Origin of the sequence: Undibacterium hunanense, from assembly GCF_014284335.1 — a bacterium.
Taxonomy (GTDB): domain Bacteria; phylum Pseudomonadota; class Gammaproteobacteria; order Burkholderiales; family Burkholderiaceae_D; genus Undibacterium; species Undibacterium hunanense.
This window is the reverse complement of the sequence record NZ_JACOGF010000004.1, coordinates 89,100-105,979: the sequence shown is the minus strand read 5'-3', so window position 1 is coordinate 105,979 and position 16,880 is coordinate 89,100. Positions and strand designations below refer to the sequence as shown.

Annotated in this window: 16 protein-coding genes; 12 read left to right on the top strand and 4 right to left on the bottom strand. The window is 52.6% G+C overall.

The window, feature by feature from the left end; genetic code table 11:
- Window positions 1–409 precede the first annotated feature (409 nt).
- Window positions 410–1,318, top strand: coding sequence for a 50S ribosomal protein L11 methyltransferase (prmA, locus tag H8L32_RS09220; protein WP_186946904.1), 909 nt, complete (start codon window positions 410–412; stop codon window positions 1,316–1,318).
- A 5-nt stretch (window positions 1,319–1,323) separates the two neighbouring features.
- Complete coding sequence (locus H8L32_RS09215; protein WP_186946903.1) at window positions 1,324–2,919, top strand: DUF3426 domain-containing protein; 1,596 nt, start codon at window positions 1,324–1,326, stop codon at window positions 2,917–2,919.
- A gap of 50 nt (window positions 2,920–2,969) precedes the next feature.
- On the opposite strand, the gene H8L32_RS09210 is transcribed toward H8L32_RS09215, so the two are convergent.
- Window positions 2,970–3,896 carry a pseudouridine-5'-phosphate glycosidase gene (locus H8L32_RS09210; protein WP_186946902.1) on the bottom strand — a complete coding sequence of 309 codons (927 nt, stop codon included), beginning with the start codon at window positions 3,894–3,896 and terminating at the stop codon, window positions 2,970–2,972.
- Window positions 3,896–4,999: a carbohydrate kinase gene (locus H8L32_RS09205; RefSeq protein ID WP_186946901.1), complete on the bottom strand. Its 1,104-nt coding sequence runs from the start codon at window positions 4,997–4,999 to the stop codon at window positions 3,896–3,898. The genes H8L32_RS09210 and H8L32_RS09205 overlap by 1 nt, the downstream gene beginning before the upstream one ends.
- A 439-nt stretch (window positions 5,000–5,438) precedes the next feature.
- Here H8L32_RS09205 and H8L32_RS09200 point away from each other — a divergent pair, with 439 nt between their 5' ends.
- Together H8L32_RS09200 and H8L32_RS09195 are read left to right on the top strand one after the other, a co-directional pair.
- Window positions 5,439–5,774 carry a collagen-like protein gene (locus tag H8L32_RS09200; protein WP_186946900.1) on the top strand — a complete coding sequence of 112 codons (336 nt, stop codon included), beginning with the start codon at window positions 5,439–5,441 and terminating at the stop codon, window positions 5,772–5,774.
- Between the two features lie 69 nt (window positions 5,775–5,843).
- A complete protein-coding gene (locus tag H8L32_RS09195) occupies window positions 5,844–6,035 on the top strand; it encodes a Thivi_2564 family membrane protein (RefSeq protein WP_186946899.1) in 192 nt (63 codons plus the stop codon).
- A gap of 139 nt (window positions 6,036–6,174) precedes the next feature.
- Here the strand turns inward: H8L32_RS09195 and H8L32_RS09190 are convergent, their stop codons facing one another.
- Window positions 6,175–6,609, bottom strand: coding sequence for an SRPBCC domain-containing protein (locus H8L32_RS09190; RefSeq protein WP_186946898.1), 435 nt, complete (start codon window positions 6,607–6,609; stop codon window positions 6,175–6,177).
- Between the two features lie 483 nt (window positions 6,610–7,092).
- Here H8L32_RS09190 and rbsK point away from each other — a divergent pair, with 483 nt between their 5' ends.
- The 7 genes from rbsK to H8L32_RS09155 all read left to right on the top strand — a co-directional run bounded on the left by rbsK (window position 7,093) and on the right by H8L32_RS09155 (window position 15,389).
- On the top strand, window positions 7,093–8,022 hold the full coding sequence (rbsK, locus tag H8L32_RS09185) for a ribokinase (RefSeq protein WP_186946897.1): 930 nt from the start codon (window positions 7,093–7,095) through the stop codon (window positions 8,020–8,022).
- 305 nt (window positions 8,023–8,327) lie between these two features.
- The gene (locus H8L32_RS09180) at window positions 8,328–9,332 is read left to right on the top strand and encodes a BMP family lipoprotein (RefSeq protein ID WP_186946896.1); all 1,005 of its coding nucleotides are present in this window, start codon (window positions 8,328–8,330) and stop codon (window positions 9,330–9,332) included.
- A gap of 130 nt (window positions 9,333–9,462) precedes the next feature.
- The gene (locus H8L32_RS09175; RefSeq protein WP_186946895.1) at window positions 9,463–10,992 is read left to right on the top strand and encodes an ABC transporter ATP-binding protein; all 1,530 of its coding nucleotides are present in this window, start codon (window positions 9,463–9,465) and stop codon (window positions 10,990–10,992) included.
- Between the two features lie 92 nt (window positions 10,993–11,084).
- Entirely contained in the window at window positions 11,085–12,167 is a 1,083-nt protein-coding gene (locus H8L32_RS09170; RefSeq protein WP_186946894.1) for an ABC transporter permease, read from the top strand.
- Window positions 12,164–13,135, top strand: a complete 972-nt coding sequence (locus tag H8L32_RS09165) for an ABC transporter permease (RefSeq protein ID WP_186946893.1) — start codon at window positions 12,164–12,166, stop codon at window positions 13,133–13,135. The genes H8L32_RS09170 and H8L32_RS09165 overlap by 4 nt, the downstream gene beginning before the upstream one ends.
- Window positions 13,136–13,535: 400 nt before the next feature.
- Window positions 13,536–14,534: a nucleoside hydrolase gene (locus H8L32_RS09160; protein ID WP_186946892.1), complete on the top strand. Its 999-nt coding sequence runs from the start codon at window positions 13,536–13,538 to the stop codon at window positions 14,532–14,534.
- Between the two features lie 12 nt (window positions 14,535–14,546).
- Window positions 14,547–15,389, top strand: a complete 843-nt coding sequence (locus H8L32_RS09155; RefSeq protein WP_186946891.1) for an isopenicillin N synthase family dioxygenase — start codon at window positions 14,547–14,549, stop codon at window positions 15,387–15,389.
- Window positions 15,390–15,535: 146 nt separating this feature from the next.
- On the opposite strand, the gene H8L32_RS09150 is transcribed toward H8L32_RS09155, so the two are convergent.
- Window positions 15,536–16,192 carry a DUF5610 domain-containing protein gene (locus H8L32_RS09150; RefSeq protein WP_186946890.1) on the bottom strand — a complete coding sequence of 219 codons (657 nt, stop codon included), beginning with the start codon at window positions 16,190–16,192 and terminating at the stop codon, window positions 15,536–15,538.
- A gap of 179 nt (window positions 16,193–16,371) precedes the next feature.
- Between H8L32_RS09150 and H8L32_RS09145 the strand changes: the two genes are divergently transcribed.
- Complete coding sequence (locus H8L32_RS09145; protein ID WP_408058856.1) at window positions 16,372–16,821, top strand: cytidine deaminase; 450 nt, start codon at window positions 16,372–16,374, stop codon at window positions 16,819–16,821.
- Window positions 16,822–16,880 lie beyond the last annotated feature (59 nt).

Sequence of the window (16,880 nt, the reverse complement as noted above, 5' to 3'; positions counted from 1 at the left end):
GCCCAAACTACAAATAAGGAAAAGAAGCACAGAGAAAACCCAAGTTTTTCTCTGTGCTTTTGGCTTTGTTATAAAGCCCCTGTGGTAAGCTTTTTGCTGGTGATATGTTTAACGTAATTCCTGGCAATAAATAAACGCTGTAAACCTGTATTACAGGCAAGCACCGTATTGATGTCGAGAATGTGTTTGTTTTTCTCTTGATTTTCTCTGTGCTCCCTCTGTGTCTCTGTGGTGAGCCTTTTGGTCTTAAAGTTTCTTGAAGTATCTTGAACGGGACTTACACAAAATCGTCCCAGCAAGGCGCAGCGACGAAGACAGTACGAATAGTACAGCCAGGAGCTGCAACACAGCCGGGGCGGTTTTGCGTAAGTCCTATTGAAGTAATAACGTTGTATAAGAAAGTAGCAATATGGGTTGGATAGAAATAGTGATTGAAGTGGCGCGTGAGCAGGCAGAGGCTTTGTCGGATGCCCTGATGGATGCGGGCGCACTGTCTGTTTCCGTCGAGGACGCTGACGAAGGCACGGATGCCGAAAGGCCATTGTTTGGCGAACCCGGCATGGAACCGGATGAAGCCGCCTGGGACCGCAGCCGCGTCGTGGCCCTGGCCGATGTCGATTGCGACCATGCAGCGCTGGTCGCCGAAGCCGCCGCCATCAGTCTGGCAACCGTACCTGCCTATCTCACCCGCAAGGTTGAAGAGCAGGACTGGGTGCGTCTCACGCAATCACAGTTTGCCCCCATCCATATTGGTAAAAATATCTGGGTCGTGCCAAGCTGGCACGATGCCCCTGACAGCAATGGCCTGATCCTTGAGCTTGACCCTGGTCTGGCCTTTGGTACCGGCAGCCACCCTACCACCCGCCTGTGCATGGAATGGCTGGAAGCCCACGCACCACAAAATCTGTCGGTACTCGACTACGGTTGCGGTTCTGGCATATTGGCGATGGTGGCCAGCAAACTGGGCGCTGCCAAAGTCATCGGTGTTGATATTGACCCGCAGGCGATAGAGTCGGCCAACTACAATGCAGAACGCAATAAATGTGAGATCGAATACGCCTTGCCGGAAGCATTTGGCGCCGCGCACCCAACGCCAGAAAAATTTGACGTCGTCGTTGCCAACATTTTGTCCAGCCCATTGAAACTGATGGCCCCGATGCTGGCTGGTCGTGTTGCCCCCGGCGGTGCACTGGTACTGTCTGGCGTACTGGCAAGACAGGCCGAAGAAGTGGCAGCAGCCTACGCCCCGTTCATTCAGCTCAGCGTCTGGGCCGAACATGAAGGCTGGGTCGCGCTGTCAGGCAGACTGGACGGCTGACGCACATGGCCCTGGCTACCCGCTGCCCCCACTGTCAAACTGCCTTCAAGGTAGCGAATGACCAGTTGAAATTGCATGCGGGCCTGGTCAGGTGCGGTTCATGCCAGCAAACCTTCAACGCGGTTGAAAACCTGATTCCGGCCGATGGCCAGAAAGCACCTGCCACACCACCACCCCCAGCCGCGAAACCAGGTACACCAGCAACATCAGCAGATACCACTACGCCAGCGGCAAGCAATACCAATACTACTGCTGCCTCTGCTACAACAGCTACAACAACTGCCGCAGCAGCGATCACTGCCCCAGCCGAGCCAGCACCGACAGTCAAACCTGCGGCCGAAGCAAGCCCTGTACCAGAAATCAAAGCAACAGCCAGGGCAGAGCAATCCGTCATTACGCACTCGCCCGCTGAGCCCCTGACACCAATCGCCGCTACAGAGGCAGTGCCATCTGCGCCACCTGTCGCAGCCAAACCCCTTGCCACCAAACCGGGCGAAGAAGTATTGGCAGCCATTTCCAAAGCGGAAAAAGAATTTGAAGCAGAGAACCTGGACAAGCCCAAAGCAGCCCTGTCGACACCAACAGCCTCTGCAACCGTAGAAAGCAAGACCGGTAACCCGGTAGTCACTGCCGCTACTGCGCAGTTGCCGCCTGCTGCTGTCGTCAAGCCTGCGCCAGTAGCCAGTGCCGCGGCCATTGATTTTGATCTGGGTGATGGGAGCCTGTCTGCATCAACGGAAGAAGTCAGTGATGCCGATGTCGCAAGAGCAGAACTGGAAACCCGCGCCGCACTGATGGATCCGCCAACGGCAGACTGGTCCATGAACGAAGGCAAGGAAGACGCTGCGCCGACAAACAATGATGCAGCACCAGCCACCACGACCACCAAAGTCTGGCGACACAAGGAAAATACAGCCAACGTGGAAGTGGATGCAACCTCACAGGCTGAAGCTGAAAGTAATCTGTCTGATGATGAAGCACACAAAGAGGCTTACATCGGCGCTGAAGAAGCGGCCCTGGCCAATCAGGCGGCCATCAGCGAAGATTCAAACAGCGATGCGGATGAAGATGAGCACCGTCCCAATTTTGTCATCCAGGCAGAAAAACAGCAGCGGCGCAAACGTGTCACGACCATCATGCTGACGCTGATGGTGCTCTTGCTTTTCCCATTGCTGCTGGCACAAAGTTCGTATATTTTCCGTAGCCAACTGGCAGCCTGGCTGCCAGAGAGCAAGCCTTATCTGCAGCAAGCCTGCAAGCTCTTGCAATGCCAGGTCAACCTGCCCGCACAAATCGAGCAGATCACGGTAGAGTCGAATGAATTGCAGGCGCTGGCACCTGACAGGAATGTCTTTTTGCTGGTCATGCAAATCCAGAACCGCAGCAGCATCGTGCAGGCATGGCCGACGGTAGAATTGATATTGAACGATGCCAAAGACAAGGCGGTATTGCAGCGCGTCTTCGGCCCGGATGATTACCTGACCGAAAAAGATAAATTAAGCAAAGGCTTCACGGCGGGTAGCGATCAGAATATCAAGCTGTATTTTGAATTACCCAAACTGAAAGCAGCTGGCTATCACGTCAGCGTCTTCTATCCCTGAGCAGAACTCAAGCCCTGAGCGGTGACGGCACCCGTTACCGCACCGCTTTTTTATACCGTACGCTTGCGCAAGTGATGCAGGGCCAGCGCCAGTCGCGCACCGACCACCGCATTATTCTTTACCAGCGCAATATTGGTTTCCAGGCTGCGCCCCGCTGTCATTTGCTTGATACGATTCAGCAGGAAAGGGGTAATCGCCTTGCCCTTGATACCCTGTTCATCGGCCTCTTGCAAGGCTGACTGGGTAATGCTTTCAATTTCTTCTCTTGGCATGGCTGCCACTTCAGGGACCGGATTGGCAATCACCACACCACCCGTCAGGCCCAGCGTCCATTTGGCATGAATGAAATCAGCCTGCTGCTCTGCTGTATCGAGCTGAAAATCAGCCTGGTAAGCACTGTCCCTGGTAAAGAATGCCGGAAAGGCCGACTGGCCCACACTGACCACAGGCACGCCGTGGGTTTCCAGATATTCCAGCGTCAAACCGATATCCAGGATGGATTTGGCACCGGCACATACCACGGCAACCGAGGTTCTTGCCAGTTCCTGCAAGTCCGCAGAAATATCAAAGCTGGTTTCAGCACCACGATGCACGCCACCTATACCGCCAGTCACAAATACTTCTATACCCGCCAGTGCTGCACAGATCATGGTGGCGGCTACGGTGGTGGCCCCCAGCTTGTTGCTGGTCAGGGCATAAGCCAGATCACGGCGACTGACCTTCATGGCATCTGGCGTGTTACCCAGTAACTCCAGTTCCGCGTCAGACAAGCCTATATGTATCTTGCCATTCATGATAGCGATGGTGGCTGGCACTGCACCCCGGTCACGAATGATCTGTTCCAGCTCGCGCGCCGTCTGCACATTTTGGGGGTAAGGCATGCCATGAGAAATGATGGTGGATTCCAATGCCACCAAGGGTTTAGCCGCCAGGCGGGCGGCGCGGACTTCTTCCGACAAGACCAGATAAGATTGCATCATGTTTCCTCGTTAAAAATATGGTGGTTCAGCGTAGGCGCAACAGTCGCTTCGCTTTGTATGGTCAGGGCAGCCAGCTTCAAACCACGCCTGCATGCCAATTCCAGATCATCAGCGCTATGGTACAAAGACCAGGCAACACCGGCAGAAAAAGCGTCCCCGGCACCGGTCGCATCTTTGACACTTACCTGTGGCGCAGCAAGATGACTGATGCCATCCTTGCCTGCGGCATCGGTATATAAAACACCCTCACTACCCAGAGTGATGATCACATCCCGGGCACCGCGCTGCTGTAATTGGCGGCAAGCTACCGCTATGTCTGGTACTTGCGGCAGACTGTGCCCGGCCACCGTTTCCAGTTCGCCACGGTTCAATACCAGGCAGCGCAAGCCCTGCAACTGCTCCGGCAGGCGTGCCATCTTGGGCTGTGACACAGCGACCAGCAGCAAGGGACTGGCCTGCAAATGAGCGTCTTCCAATAACAAGGCTATGCTATCTGCGGGTAAATTCAAGTCTGCAATGGTAAAAGCGGCAGCACTGCGCTGGGGGCTACGGCTACGCAGATAGTCGGGTGTCATGGCTTCACAGCATTCCATGTGCGCCAGTGCCAGTACCATGTCGCCGTCATCATTCAACAAGGCCGTATAGCTACCACTAAGGGCACCGGTAATTTGCAAGCTGGCCCGCGCATCCACGCCTATGGACTGTGCCTGCGCCAGGATGCTCTGCCCGGCAGCATCATCACCTACGGCACACAATAAATTGACCGGCACACCCAGACGCGCCAGATTTTCTGCAATATTGCGTGCCACACCACCAAAGGCTTCATGCTGGCTCACAGGATTGGACGTCCCCATCTGCATGGGCCCCAGCGTACGCATTTTACGGTCAATATTTGCGCCGCCTATACACACAATCGCACGCTGGTCCGGCAAGACATAGGCTCGCCCCAGCAGGCGTTTTTCACGTATCAGCGCGGCCACATGTCCCGCCACGGCAGAACGCGACAAACCCAGCTGATCCGCCAGCTCTTGCTGAGAAATAAAGGGATGGGCAGCAATCAGTTGATACAGCTGCTCCTTTTTGGAGATAAGAGAACTCATCGCAAAGCTTGACCTGTAAAAATCACATATAAGCAAACAACAAACAAAATAAAAAAACAATTGTTTTACACAATAAACATTTGTTTTTTCAATGTCAATCAAATTGTGTGCGGGCAAAAAAATCCCGCATACCTTGCGGCAGCGGGTTTGATCACTATTCATGAAAGCTGATACTGATTTGCTATGTGTACCACCTATCAAATCTTGTCTCAACAACTTCATTTGCAACATTTTTTACAACACTCTTTATTACCGGTTCAGTAAATATAAAACAAAACTAATTTTCAATATGTTTGCTAGCGCACGGAACCTAACTGTTTTTACCTGCATCCTCAGAAAAGTGCAGTGACATGGGCAAGTACAAAGAAAACTCTTTCCCTGCCTTTGCCAGGCTCTGCTTCTGTTTTCTCTTTATGTCCATACAACCAAGGTCCCTACCATGAAATTTTCCATACTTTTACTGTCACTTGTTGGCGTTCTGGCGACTACAGCATGTGATCGCCAACCCACCCAGGTTGTCGTTCCCGTGCCCGTAGCAGTGCCAGGCCCCGCTGGCGCGCCTGGTGCACCCGGCGCTACAGGTGCCACTGGTGCGCCCGCCTCCGTAGGTGCGACAGGTGCGACTGGCGCGACCGGTGCAACTGGTGCGGAAGGCATGCAAGGAGCGACCGGTGACAAAGGTGTTCCAGGCTCACCTGGTTATGATGGTGCCAAAGGAAAAACCGGCGAACCCGGCAAGCCTGGTGATACCATCGTTGTATTGCCATCCAAATAATTAGTTGCAGGCCCATTTAACAAAAAAATGCGGGCATTGACCTGCCCGCACCTTACCTGAGGAGGAAATATGAATCTGATCATCAATCTCATTATCTATCTTGTTGTCTTCGGGTTGATCTGGTGGCTGGTGGGCATGCTGCCTCTGCCTGCCCCAGTCGGGCAAATAGTGCGTGTGCTCTTCATTATTTTGCTGATCGCGATTATTTTGTCAGCGTTTGGAATCATGCCCGGCATACACATACCGGCCATTCGCTGGTAGCGTCATCCCATAAATAAGCGTAACCACGCACGAGCATGAATAGATGTAAAAAAACCGCCAATTGGCGGTTTTCTTACATTGTTTCAGCACAAAATTACCGGGGAAGTATCACTCATACCAACTCGCCTGCACAAGCTGTTCAGTCGTCATCCTGTTTGCGCGCAATCTCAGCCGACAGGCGATCCAGATTCTGTTCATTGGCCGGCACGACGATGTGCTCAACCTGGCTGGCGACATCAGGGTTATCGAATGCCTGTGACCAGGAAACAAGGGTTCCCGCAGGCGTTGGAGTCAGGCCTATGGTCAAGCGAAACTTTGGTTCAGATACATGTTGAACAAGCAGCTTCGCTGGCGACTCCAGCTCCGCAAAGATGCATTCATTGGGATAATTCTTGCCATCTGGCCCATGCATGATGAAAGACCATCGTCCACCAGTCACAAGCTCACAGACTGTGAAAGTATTGGTGAAACCTGCTGGCCCCCACCACCGTGCCAGGCGTTCCGGATCATTGATCGCGGCAAAAACTTGCTCTACGCTTGCCGGAATTTCACGGGATGTATTGAATGTCGTCATAGGTTTCTTTGCTTCTGTCGGGTTACAACCCCTGGAAGTTTAGTGTGATTCTGCATCGAGTCAAGGCATGCAGGCAGTGATTGACAGCAAACCCGAACCGCACGTCAAAATAAATATCATGATAACAATTAAATTAAGCAAATACTTGCAAACGAGCATAACAAAGATATCGAATTTGACATCCATCCAAAGCAGCCCCACAATCAGCCCGCTTTGGTGAAATCGCAGAACAATTTGTACTTGCAACTGTCACAACTTCATGCGCACTTCGCGCTGGTGCGACGCAATAAAATTCTGCTCTGAACACGTCCTGATCAAAGACTGAAAATAATGCCAACTAGCGGGTTGCCAGCTAGCCGCGTCTTTGCACATTTTTTGACCAAAAATCGAGATTGCGCTTGACGTTAAACAGCACCCATAGTTAAATACGAAATCGATTGCGCAAACGATTGCGCGACACCTTTTTATCGAGAAAAAAGCATCATGAAGCCACGCATAACTGTAGTCGGCAGTGTCAATATGGATCTGGTTTTTCGTACTCCACGCATGCCGGCCGTGGGTGAAACACTTCATGGTCACGAATTCAGGCAGATACCTGGTGGCAAAGGGGCGAATCAGGCTGTTGCCGCCGCCCGTCAAGGGGCACAGGTCAGCTTTATCGGTGCCGTGGGTGATGATGGCTTTGGCAGTTTTTCGCATCAATGCCTGGCAGCAGAAGGCATGGAATTAAGCCACCTGGCCAAAGTGGCAGGTGTGGCCACCGGCGTTGCCGGTATTCTGGTTGACGACAACGGCAACAACAGCATCGTGCTGGCAGCAGGTGCCAATGCCACACTGACCAGCGCCCAGGTAGAGGCAGCCACAGCCACCATCGCTGGTGCACAGTTGCTGGTATGCCAGCTTGAAACCCCGCTGGCAACCGTCACACGTGCTATAGAAATTGCTCACGCCAAAGGGGTCAAAGTCATCCTGAACCCTGCTCCGGCACAAGACCTGAGTGATGCCTTGCTGGCCCAGGTTGATTATCTGATTTTGAATGAAACCGAAGCTTCACAACTGAGTGGTGTGACGGTGGTCGATCAGGCCAGCGCCAAAGCCGCCTCGGAACAAATCTTGCAACGTGGTACCGCAACAGTCTTGCTGACCATGGGTGAACATGGTGCCCTGATTACCGATAGCACAGGCAGCCAGTTCATCCCGGCCGTGAAAGTGGATGTGGTGGATACCACCGCTGCCGGTGATACCTTTGTCGGTGCCTTCGCTGTTGGTATTGCGAATGGCCTTAGCCTGATTGATGCCAGCCGCGAAGCGCAATACACGGCTGCGTTGACGGTCACCAAGCTGGGGGCGCAAACATCGATACCACAACGCCAGCAAGTGCTGGAATTCATGGCAGTCGGAAAAGCAGCTTGAATGCCTGAAGTAGATACAAAATTTGGCACCAAAAGTGGGCACAAGCAGTAAATAGCACTTGGTTCATTCCCTGTTAGTGCCCGATTGAAGCCCGGCTGCCAGCCCGAACACTGTTTTTGATACAATTTTGCCCTCGTGGCTGAAACGAAATGTCTGCACCATGTTAGGCTTGCACTGGCTTTCCAGGCTGGCTCCATAGCAAGAGTGGCCAGCCCGGCGGCAGCAGAACATGGTTTTTAATTTGGGTACTGTATGCGCATGGCTTCAAGCGCGTCGGCACTATGACATCTGAATAAGGAAATTTCATGAAACTCAAGCAAATCTGCCTGTCACTGGCTACCCTGATGGCGTTCGGTGGTGCTGCCAGCGCTTATGCTGCAGATCTTAAATTTGCAGTCATCTATGATGCAGGCGGCAAGTTTGACAAATCCTTCAATCAGTCAGCGTCCGAAGGTGCTGAGCGCTTCAAGAAAGAAACCAAACTCAATTACCTCGAAGTACAGGTTGCCAGCGACACCCAGACTGAACAGGTCTTGCGTAATCTGGCCCGTAAAAATGTGGACCTGATCGCTGCCATCGGCTTTGGTCAGGCACAGGCCGTACAAAATATTGCCAAAGAATTCCCTAAAACGAAGTTTGTCCTCATCGACGGTATTGCCACGGGTGACAATGTCAGCTCGGTTCTGTTCAAGGAACAGGAAGGCTCTTACCTCGTCGGCGTGGCAGCAGCCATTGCCAGCAAAACTAAAAAGGTCGGATTTGTCGGCGGCATGGATATACCTCTGATACGCAATTTCTCTTGCGGCTATGCGCAAGGTGCCAAGGCAACGGATGCCAAGCTGGAAGTCATACAAAACATGGTAGGCACTACCACTTCCGCATGGAACGATCCTGCCAAAGGTGGCGAACTGGCGCGTGCCCAGTTTGAACGCGGTGTGGATGTGATCTTTGCCGCTGCCGGTGGTAGTGGCCTGGGTACTTTGCAGGCAGTCAAGGAAAAAGGCAAACTGGGCATTGGTGTGGACTCCAACCAGAACTATATGCACCCTGGCAGTATGCTGACTTCCATGGTCAAGCGCGTGGATCAAGCCATCTATGACAGCTTCATGCAGCTCAAAAACGGTAACTGGAAAAACGGTACCCAGTACAAGGGTCTGAAAGAAGGTGGTGTTGACTGGGCGCTGGACAAGGATAACCGCAGTGTCGTCAGCGCCGATATGGAAAAACGCGTGAACGCCGCCAAGCAGGACATCATCAGCGGCAAGATCAAGGTGGTTGATTTCCGTGAAGGCAATAAGTGCCCGGTCTGATCCAGGCAACTTGATAGCAGGTAACAGCTAATGTATGAGGGGCGCAGTATCTTTTAACAGATACTTTGCGCCCTGATTGATGTTTAGCCCCCCATCTGTCGCACATCGTATTTTAAAGAAACGCTAAAGTATGCAGCCAGCAGTCGAATTTCAACAGATCTCCAAACGTTTTGGTGCGGTACAGGCCAATCGTGATGTGAGTTTTTCCATTGCGCCGGGTTCCATCCATGGCGTGATCGGTGAAAACGGTGCTGGCAAGTCCACGCTGATGAGCATACTGTATGGCTATTACCGCGCCGACAGTGGCAAGCTGCTCATCAACGGCGCAGAACAACATATCCGCAACAGCCAGGAAGCCATCAAGCTCGGCATAGGCATGGTGCATCAGCATTTCATGCTGGTAGAGAACATGACCGTACTCGACAATGTCATGCTGGGCATGGAGGGTGGATTTCGCCTGAAACCGCAACGTCATGAAGTCGAAGCCAAACTGCGCGAGATTTGCAAACGCTATTCGCTGGATGTTGATCCGCTGGCGACGATACAGGACTTGTCCGTCGGTGTGCAGCAAAGGGTGGAAATTCTCAAACAGATTTACCGCAGCGCCAATATCCTGATCCTGGATGAACCAACCGCCGTCCTGACGGTGCAGGAAGCCGCTTCGCTGTTTGAAGTACTGCGCCTGTTCAAGGAGCAGGGTAAGACCATCATCCTGATCACCCACAAGCTGCAAGAAATTCTGGAAATCACAGACCAGGTCACGGTCATGCGTGCAGGCACCGTCATCGGTTCTGTCGCTACGGCTGAGACTACCACCATACAGTTAGCCGAAATGATGGTGGGCCGCCCCATCGTCACCCACTTGCCACGTGCTGCCTATGCGCCGGGTGAGACGGTACTGGATGTCAAAGACCTCAATCTGGTGAATTCACAAAAAGTCAGTCTGTTGAAGAATGTCAGTTTCAATATCCGCGCTGGTGAAATCGTGGCGATTGCCGGTGTCTCTGGCAATGGGCAGAGCGAATTGCTGGAAATCTTGAGCGGTATGCGCCTGCCTACCAGTGGCAAGCTGCAAATGCAGGGGAAAGACTTGCCCTTTGCTGGCCGCAAGGATGCCGATGGCTTGCCTGCAAACTTCCGTGAGCTGGGTATAGCCCATGTGCCGGAAGACCGCTTGCGTGATGCCGTCATCAAGAACTTCTCGGTGATGATGAACAGTTTTCTGGGTTATCAGAAAAAACTGGGCAAGTCTTTTGGCTTGCTGGACTACAAAAGCATATTAAAGAATTGCACAGACTTGCTGGCAAAGTTTGATGTGCGGCCGGCTGACCCGCATTTGCGCATCGCCCTGCTGTCGGGTGGTAACCAGCAAAAAGTGGTGATGGCACGTGAGATCGCCGCCAACCCTAAACTGATGCTGGTGGGCCAGCCTACCCGTGGCGTTGATATAGGTACGATAGAAAGCCTGCATACCCGCCTGCTGGCGATGCGCGATGCAGGCATTGCGATCTTGCTGGTATCGGTAGAACTGGAAGAAGTGCGCGCCCTGGCTGACCGCATCCTGGTTATTTCTGGCGGTGCCATCACGGGTGAATTGAAGGCAGAAGAATTTGATGCAACCGAGATAGGCTGCCTCATGGGTGGCATACATACACATTGAAGCAAACAATATAGCAGGCGATAAACTCTCGATTGCGCCTTAGCTGGCACATGCAAGAAACAAAGCGAACACAGACAAGCGACCAAACAAAGATGAATCAAGCCGACCTCCCACGCTGGGCCACCGCATTTGCCCTGCCGCTGTTAAACCTGTTCTCTGCCTTACTGGTCGCAGCGGGTGTGATTTATCTGCTGGGCGAAAGCCCGGTAGAATGCCTGGGTATTTTGATCAATGCAGCGGTGCTGAACCCTGAAGGCCTGGGCTACACCCTGTTTTATGCAGCCACCTTTATCTTCACCGGTTTATCAGTATCAGTGGCCATGCAGGCCGGCCTGTTCAATATCGGTAGCGAAGGCCAGATGTACGTCGGCGGCCTGGGCCTGACCCTGGTTGTACTGGCGCTTGATTCCAGCCTGCCGGGCTGGTTACTGATACCGCTGGCAATGCTGGGCAGTGCCGCCTTTGGTGCGGCCTGGGCTTTCCTGCCGGGTTATCTGCAAGCCAAACGTGGCAGCCATGTGGTAGTGACTACCATCATGTTCAACTTCATCGCTGCCAGTTTGATGAATTATGTCATCGTCAGTTTTCTCATCCCTGCGGGTCAGCAAAATACTGCCAGCCGCGTATTTGCCGATGCCGCCTGGTTACCTAAACTGAATGGCATTTTGCCGGTGCTGGGTGAAACACCGCTGAACATCAGTTTTGTGCTGGCACTGGTGGCACTGGTGATTTATGGCCTGGTCGTATGGCGCACCACCTGGGGTTATCAGTTGCGCGCTACTGGCCTCAACCAGCACGCGGCACATTATGCCGGTATCTCGATCAGCAAGACCATTATTATTACCATGATGATATCCGGTGCGCTGGCAGGTCTGGCCGCAGTGAACTCTGTCATGGGTTCTACCCACTACCTGAACCTGAACTTCCCTGCCGGTGCCGGTTTTATCGGTATCGCGATTGCCCTGATGGGGCGTCAGCATCCGCTTGGTATCTTGCTGTCATCAATCTTGTTTGGTGCGCTGATACAGGGCGGGTTTGATCTGTCACTGGAAAAAGCCAATATCCCGCCAGAGACGTTTATCTTTATCCAGGGTTTGATTATCCTGTTCTGCGGTGCCATGGAAAATCTGTATGCCCCCGCCCTGTCTGCCCTGCTCAAGCGTAAGGAAAAATGATGTTTGATGATTTTCAATTTTCCAGCATCCTGGTATCAACCATACGCAATGCGCCGGTATTGATGTTTGCTGCCATGGCTGGCCTGTTTGCAGAACGCAGCGGCGTGGTGGACCTGGCGCTGGAAGGCAAAATGCTGGCTGCCGCTTTTGTCTCTGCGGCTGTGGCCTTTGCTACCAAGAACCCGTGGTTGGGGATTCTGGCCGGCATTGGTATTTCGGTCGCTATCGCCCTGCTGCAAGGCTTTGTCAGCATCACACAAAAAGGTAATCAGCTGGTCGCGGGTATTGCCATCAACATTACCCTCAGCGGCCTGACTTTTGTTATCGCCCAATACCTGTTCCAGCAAGGTGGTCGCACGCCTGACCTGGGTGATGCACGTCTGTTTGATATTGTTTTTCCTGGCGCTGAAGCAGTTGCCGGCATCCCTTTCCTGGGTTGGGTATATACCAAGCTCATTGGTGGTCATAGCGCCCTGGTTTACCTGGCGTTTGCCCTGATCCCTGTCGTTCACTGGGTCTTGTATCACACCAGCTTTGGCCTGCGCCTGCGTGCCGTCGGTGAAAACCCGCATGCAGCCGATGCGGCCGGTATCAATGTAGAACGCACCCGCTTCATGGCCATGCTGTGCGCTGGCGTACTGTGCTCATTCTCTGGTGCGTATTTGTCCATCGTGCAAAGCGGCTTCTTCCTGCGCGATATGTCAGCCGGTAATGGCTACCTGGCCTTGACGGCACTGGTATTCGGTAACTGGCGGCCTTTACACACAGCCCTGGGCTGTCTGATGTTCGGCTTCTTTGCTGCCTTGCAGGTACAGATAGAAGGCGTGGTCTTCCCTGGCATAGGCAAGGTACCAGGCTCTTTGATACAAATGATTCCTTACGTCGTGACCGTAATCGTACTGGCAGGCTTGATGGCAAAATCCGTCGCCCCGAAAGCGATAGGCCAGCCGTTTGTGAAGTCACGTTAATTTGAAAAACATAAGACCTCTCACCACCGAGGCACAGAGACACAGAGGGGCACAGAGAAAAGCGGAAGAGTCATGTAGGTTGTACGTGTGTAGGTTGGGCCGGGCCACGCTGGCTACGGTTTACCAGCACAACACTCAATCTGCGATAAACGCATACGTTATTGAAACGCCAAGTGTTGGGCTGATGAAACGTAGCCCAACCTACAACAACACCAACACTTCGGCTTCTCACTCGCCTTTCTCTGTGCCCCTCTGTGTCTCCGTGCCTCTGTGGTGAGCTTTTCGGTCTAAGATTTTAAAACAAAATTTCGACCTCCTTGAACCGGGTCAACTGCAACAATTCACATCGCGACTGGGTTCTGCCCAATGGCCAGCCGGTGTAATTTTGGAGAGTATACACATGTCAACAACAGCAAAACATAAAGTCATTTTTGATACGGATCCAGGCGTCGATGATGCAATGGCCTTGTATTTCGCCCTGGCCCATCCTGATATCGACGTGGTTGGTATCACGACTACTTTTGGCAATGTCCATGTTGAGCAAGCAACCACAAACGCGCTGTACCTGACGCGCATTGCTGGCCGCAATATCCCTGTCGCACAAGGTGTACCTGTACCTTTCGCCAAAGCGCCTGGCATGCCGCCAGATTTCATCCACGGTGCTGATGGTTTGGGTAACCTGAACAGCCGTATTGAAGTCGGTGGTAAAGCAGAAGTGGAAAGCGCGGCTGAATTCATCGTCAAGATGGCACGTCAGCATCCGGGTGAAATCACTCTGGTCGCGGTTGGCCCTTTAGGTAACCTGGGCCTGGCACTGAAAATGGAACCACAATTGCCAAAACTGCTGAAGCAGGTTGTTCTGATGGCGGGTACCGTCGATGAACCAGGCAATGTCTCACCCGTGGCAGAAGCGAATGTCTGGAATGACCCGGACGCAGCAGACCTGGTCTTCACCGCCGGCTGGGATTTGACCATGGTGGGTCTGGATGTCACGCATCGCGTGGTCTTGCCTTCAACCTTCTTTGCCGCCCTGGCAGAAAAACACAAGCATGTGGCGATGGATACCCTGTCACATGCAGTCAACTTCTATGCCAACTTCTACCAAAGCATACGCCCTGATCTGGGTCATGCCTGCTACGGCCACGATGTACTGGCGTTTGTCTGGCTGGTGGCTCCACAGATTTTCGAAACCAACTCTGGCCGTGTACGCGTCGCCAAAGAAGGCATAGGCAATGGCCAGACCATGATGGCAAAACTGCCTATCCCGTATCCGCAAGCAGGTTGGGAAGCCAGCAAACCAGAAACACGCGTTTGCATGAAAGTCGATGCAGAAGCCTGTAAACAATTGATCGATGCAACCCTGGCGTCAAACTGGTTGCAGGCACCACTGGCGCAATAAGGGGAGAACATCATGTTTATCGAACCAGTTGATTATCGCGCACCAGATGCCGCGCAAAAATTCACCGAAAGCCTGCACCGTACCGGCTTTGGTGTCCTGACCAATCACCCCTTGTCGCAAGGCACACTGGAAACCATCTACAAGGAATGGTATGACTTTTTCCAGACCGATGCGAAAAACAAGTATGACTTTGATGCCGAGAAAATGGATGGCTATTTTTCGCCAAAAATTTCCGAAACAGCCAAAGGCCAGACCAAGCGTGATCTGAAAGAGTTTTATCATATCTACCCAACCGGTCGTTACCCGGCTGAAGTATCGGATGCGGCACGCAAGTATTATGACGATGGTGCCAAGCTGGCGGCAGAGTTGCTGCAATGGGTAGAAGATCATTCACCTGCGGATATCAAAGCCAAGTATTCCATGCCCTTGTCAGACATGATCACCGACAGCGATCTGACTCTGCTGCGCGTTTTGCATTACCCGCCTCTGCGCGGGGATGAAGAACCCGATGCGGTGCGTGCTGCTGCCCATGGTGACATCAACCTGCTGACCCTGTTGCCAGCAGCCACTCAGGCTGGTTTGCAAGTACAGGGCAAGGATGACGCATGGCACGATGTACCCTGTGATTTCGGTATGCTGATCGTGAATATCGGCGATATGCTGGATGAAGCCTCTGGTGGTTACTATCCATCGACGATACATCGCGTACTGAACCCTACCGGTGAAGAAGCGAAAAAATCACGTATCTCGTTGCCACTGTTCCTGCATCCACGTGCTGACGTAGTGCTATCCGAGCGTCATACCTCAGGTAGCTATCTGCAAGAACGTCTGCGTGAGCTGGGTGTGAAGAAGTAAGTTTTTATACCAGGTCTGCAAATGGAAAACGCGCATCAGAAAACTGATGCGCGTTTTTTGTAGGGTGCGCCGCGCGCACCGCTCTCATTTTTTCGTCAAACAATTCATAAATCCATATGGTGCGCATGGCGCACCCTACTATGTAATCAAGCAGCCTTTTGGGTCGCTGATGTCGCTGGCTTGGTCAGACTCACCGTATCACCGGAAGGTATGCCTTCGGATTTCCAACGCGAGAACTCTGTCCGTATGGATTCCAGGGTTTGCTTGCTGATGTCTGGCAAACTGCCACCCAGAATATCTGAAGCTTCCTTGAAACCCTGCTCCACTGCCGCAGTAATCTTGTCCAGTTTAGCAGGGTCATCACCAATCGCTGCCTTGGCAAAACTCAGTATGCGTTCAGCAGTTTTTTGCACACTGAATTCACCACCATCAGCCACTGCTGTCTGGGCAGCCTTGATGGTTTCAGGGCTGGCTGAAATTTTCTGCTCACCACTGACCACCTTGGATAAATTCAGCCCTTGCTGCTCAACCAGTGGCTTGATCAGATTGACGATCTCCTGCGCCTTGCGGTCAGACTCTTCCAGCAGCGCCTGCAAATCGGGGGCGGCCGTCTTGTTGAGACGTGGATCTGCATACACCACGGTATCGCTGCTGCCAGTTTGCAGGCTGACCTTGGTGCTGTCTGCTGCACCATCTTTGGCAACCGCAGTATCGTCACTGGCGTCAGCAGTCTTTGGTGTATTGGTTTGCGCGGTCTGGTACGTGCGGACGTACAAGTCCTGGGTAGAAATACTGATACTCATTTTATTGCCCTCTGGTAAAGGTCAGAAAGGAATCTTGCTTACTTCGTTATGGACTAAAAACCGGAAAATTACAATGATAAAAGAAAATCATCATTGCAAATAGCCTGTCAGCATGACCATTCAAGAAGCACTGATTTAGCCCTTATCATGACGGAAAATACCCTTATCAGCATGGTTTAATACTACAATATCGCCTATCACAACGAAAGAACATCATGTTAAATCAAGACCAGTTTCAAGACCAATTATTGCAGGCTGCAAACACCGCGCGCGAATCTGCGTATGCGCCTTATTCCAAATTCAAGGTGGGCGCTGCCGTGCTAACCAAGGATGGCAAAGTTTTCCATGGTTGCAATGTAGAAAATGCATCTTATGGATTATGCAATTGCGCTGAGCGCACTGCCCTGTTCAGCGCGGTTGCCAGCGGCTATCGTCCTGGTGATTTTGCTGCGATTGCCGTCACTGGTGATACCGAAGGCCCGATTGCCCCTTGCGGTGCCTGCCGCCAGGTCATCATTGAACTCGGTGGCCCGGATCTGCCGGTATTGCTGACGAACCTGAAAGGTGACGTGAAAGCCACCACAGCCGGTGCACAATTGCCTGATGCGTTTTACCTCAAGCCTGAATAAGCTGATTCGGAAACAGGGCTGGGCTGCCTGGCTCAGTCCGCGCCCTGCCCTGGTCAATC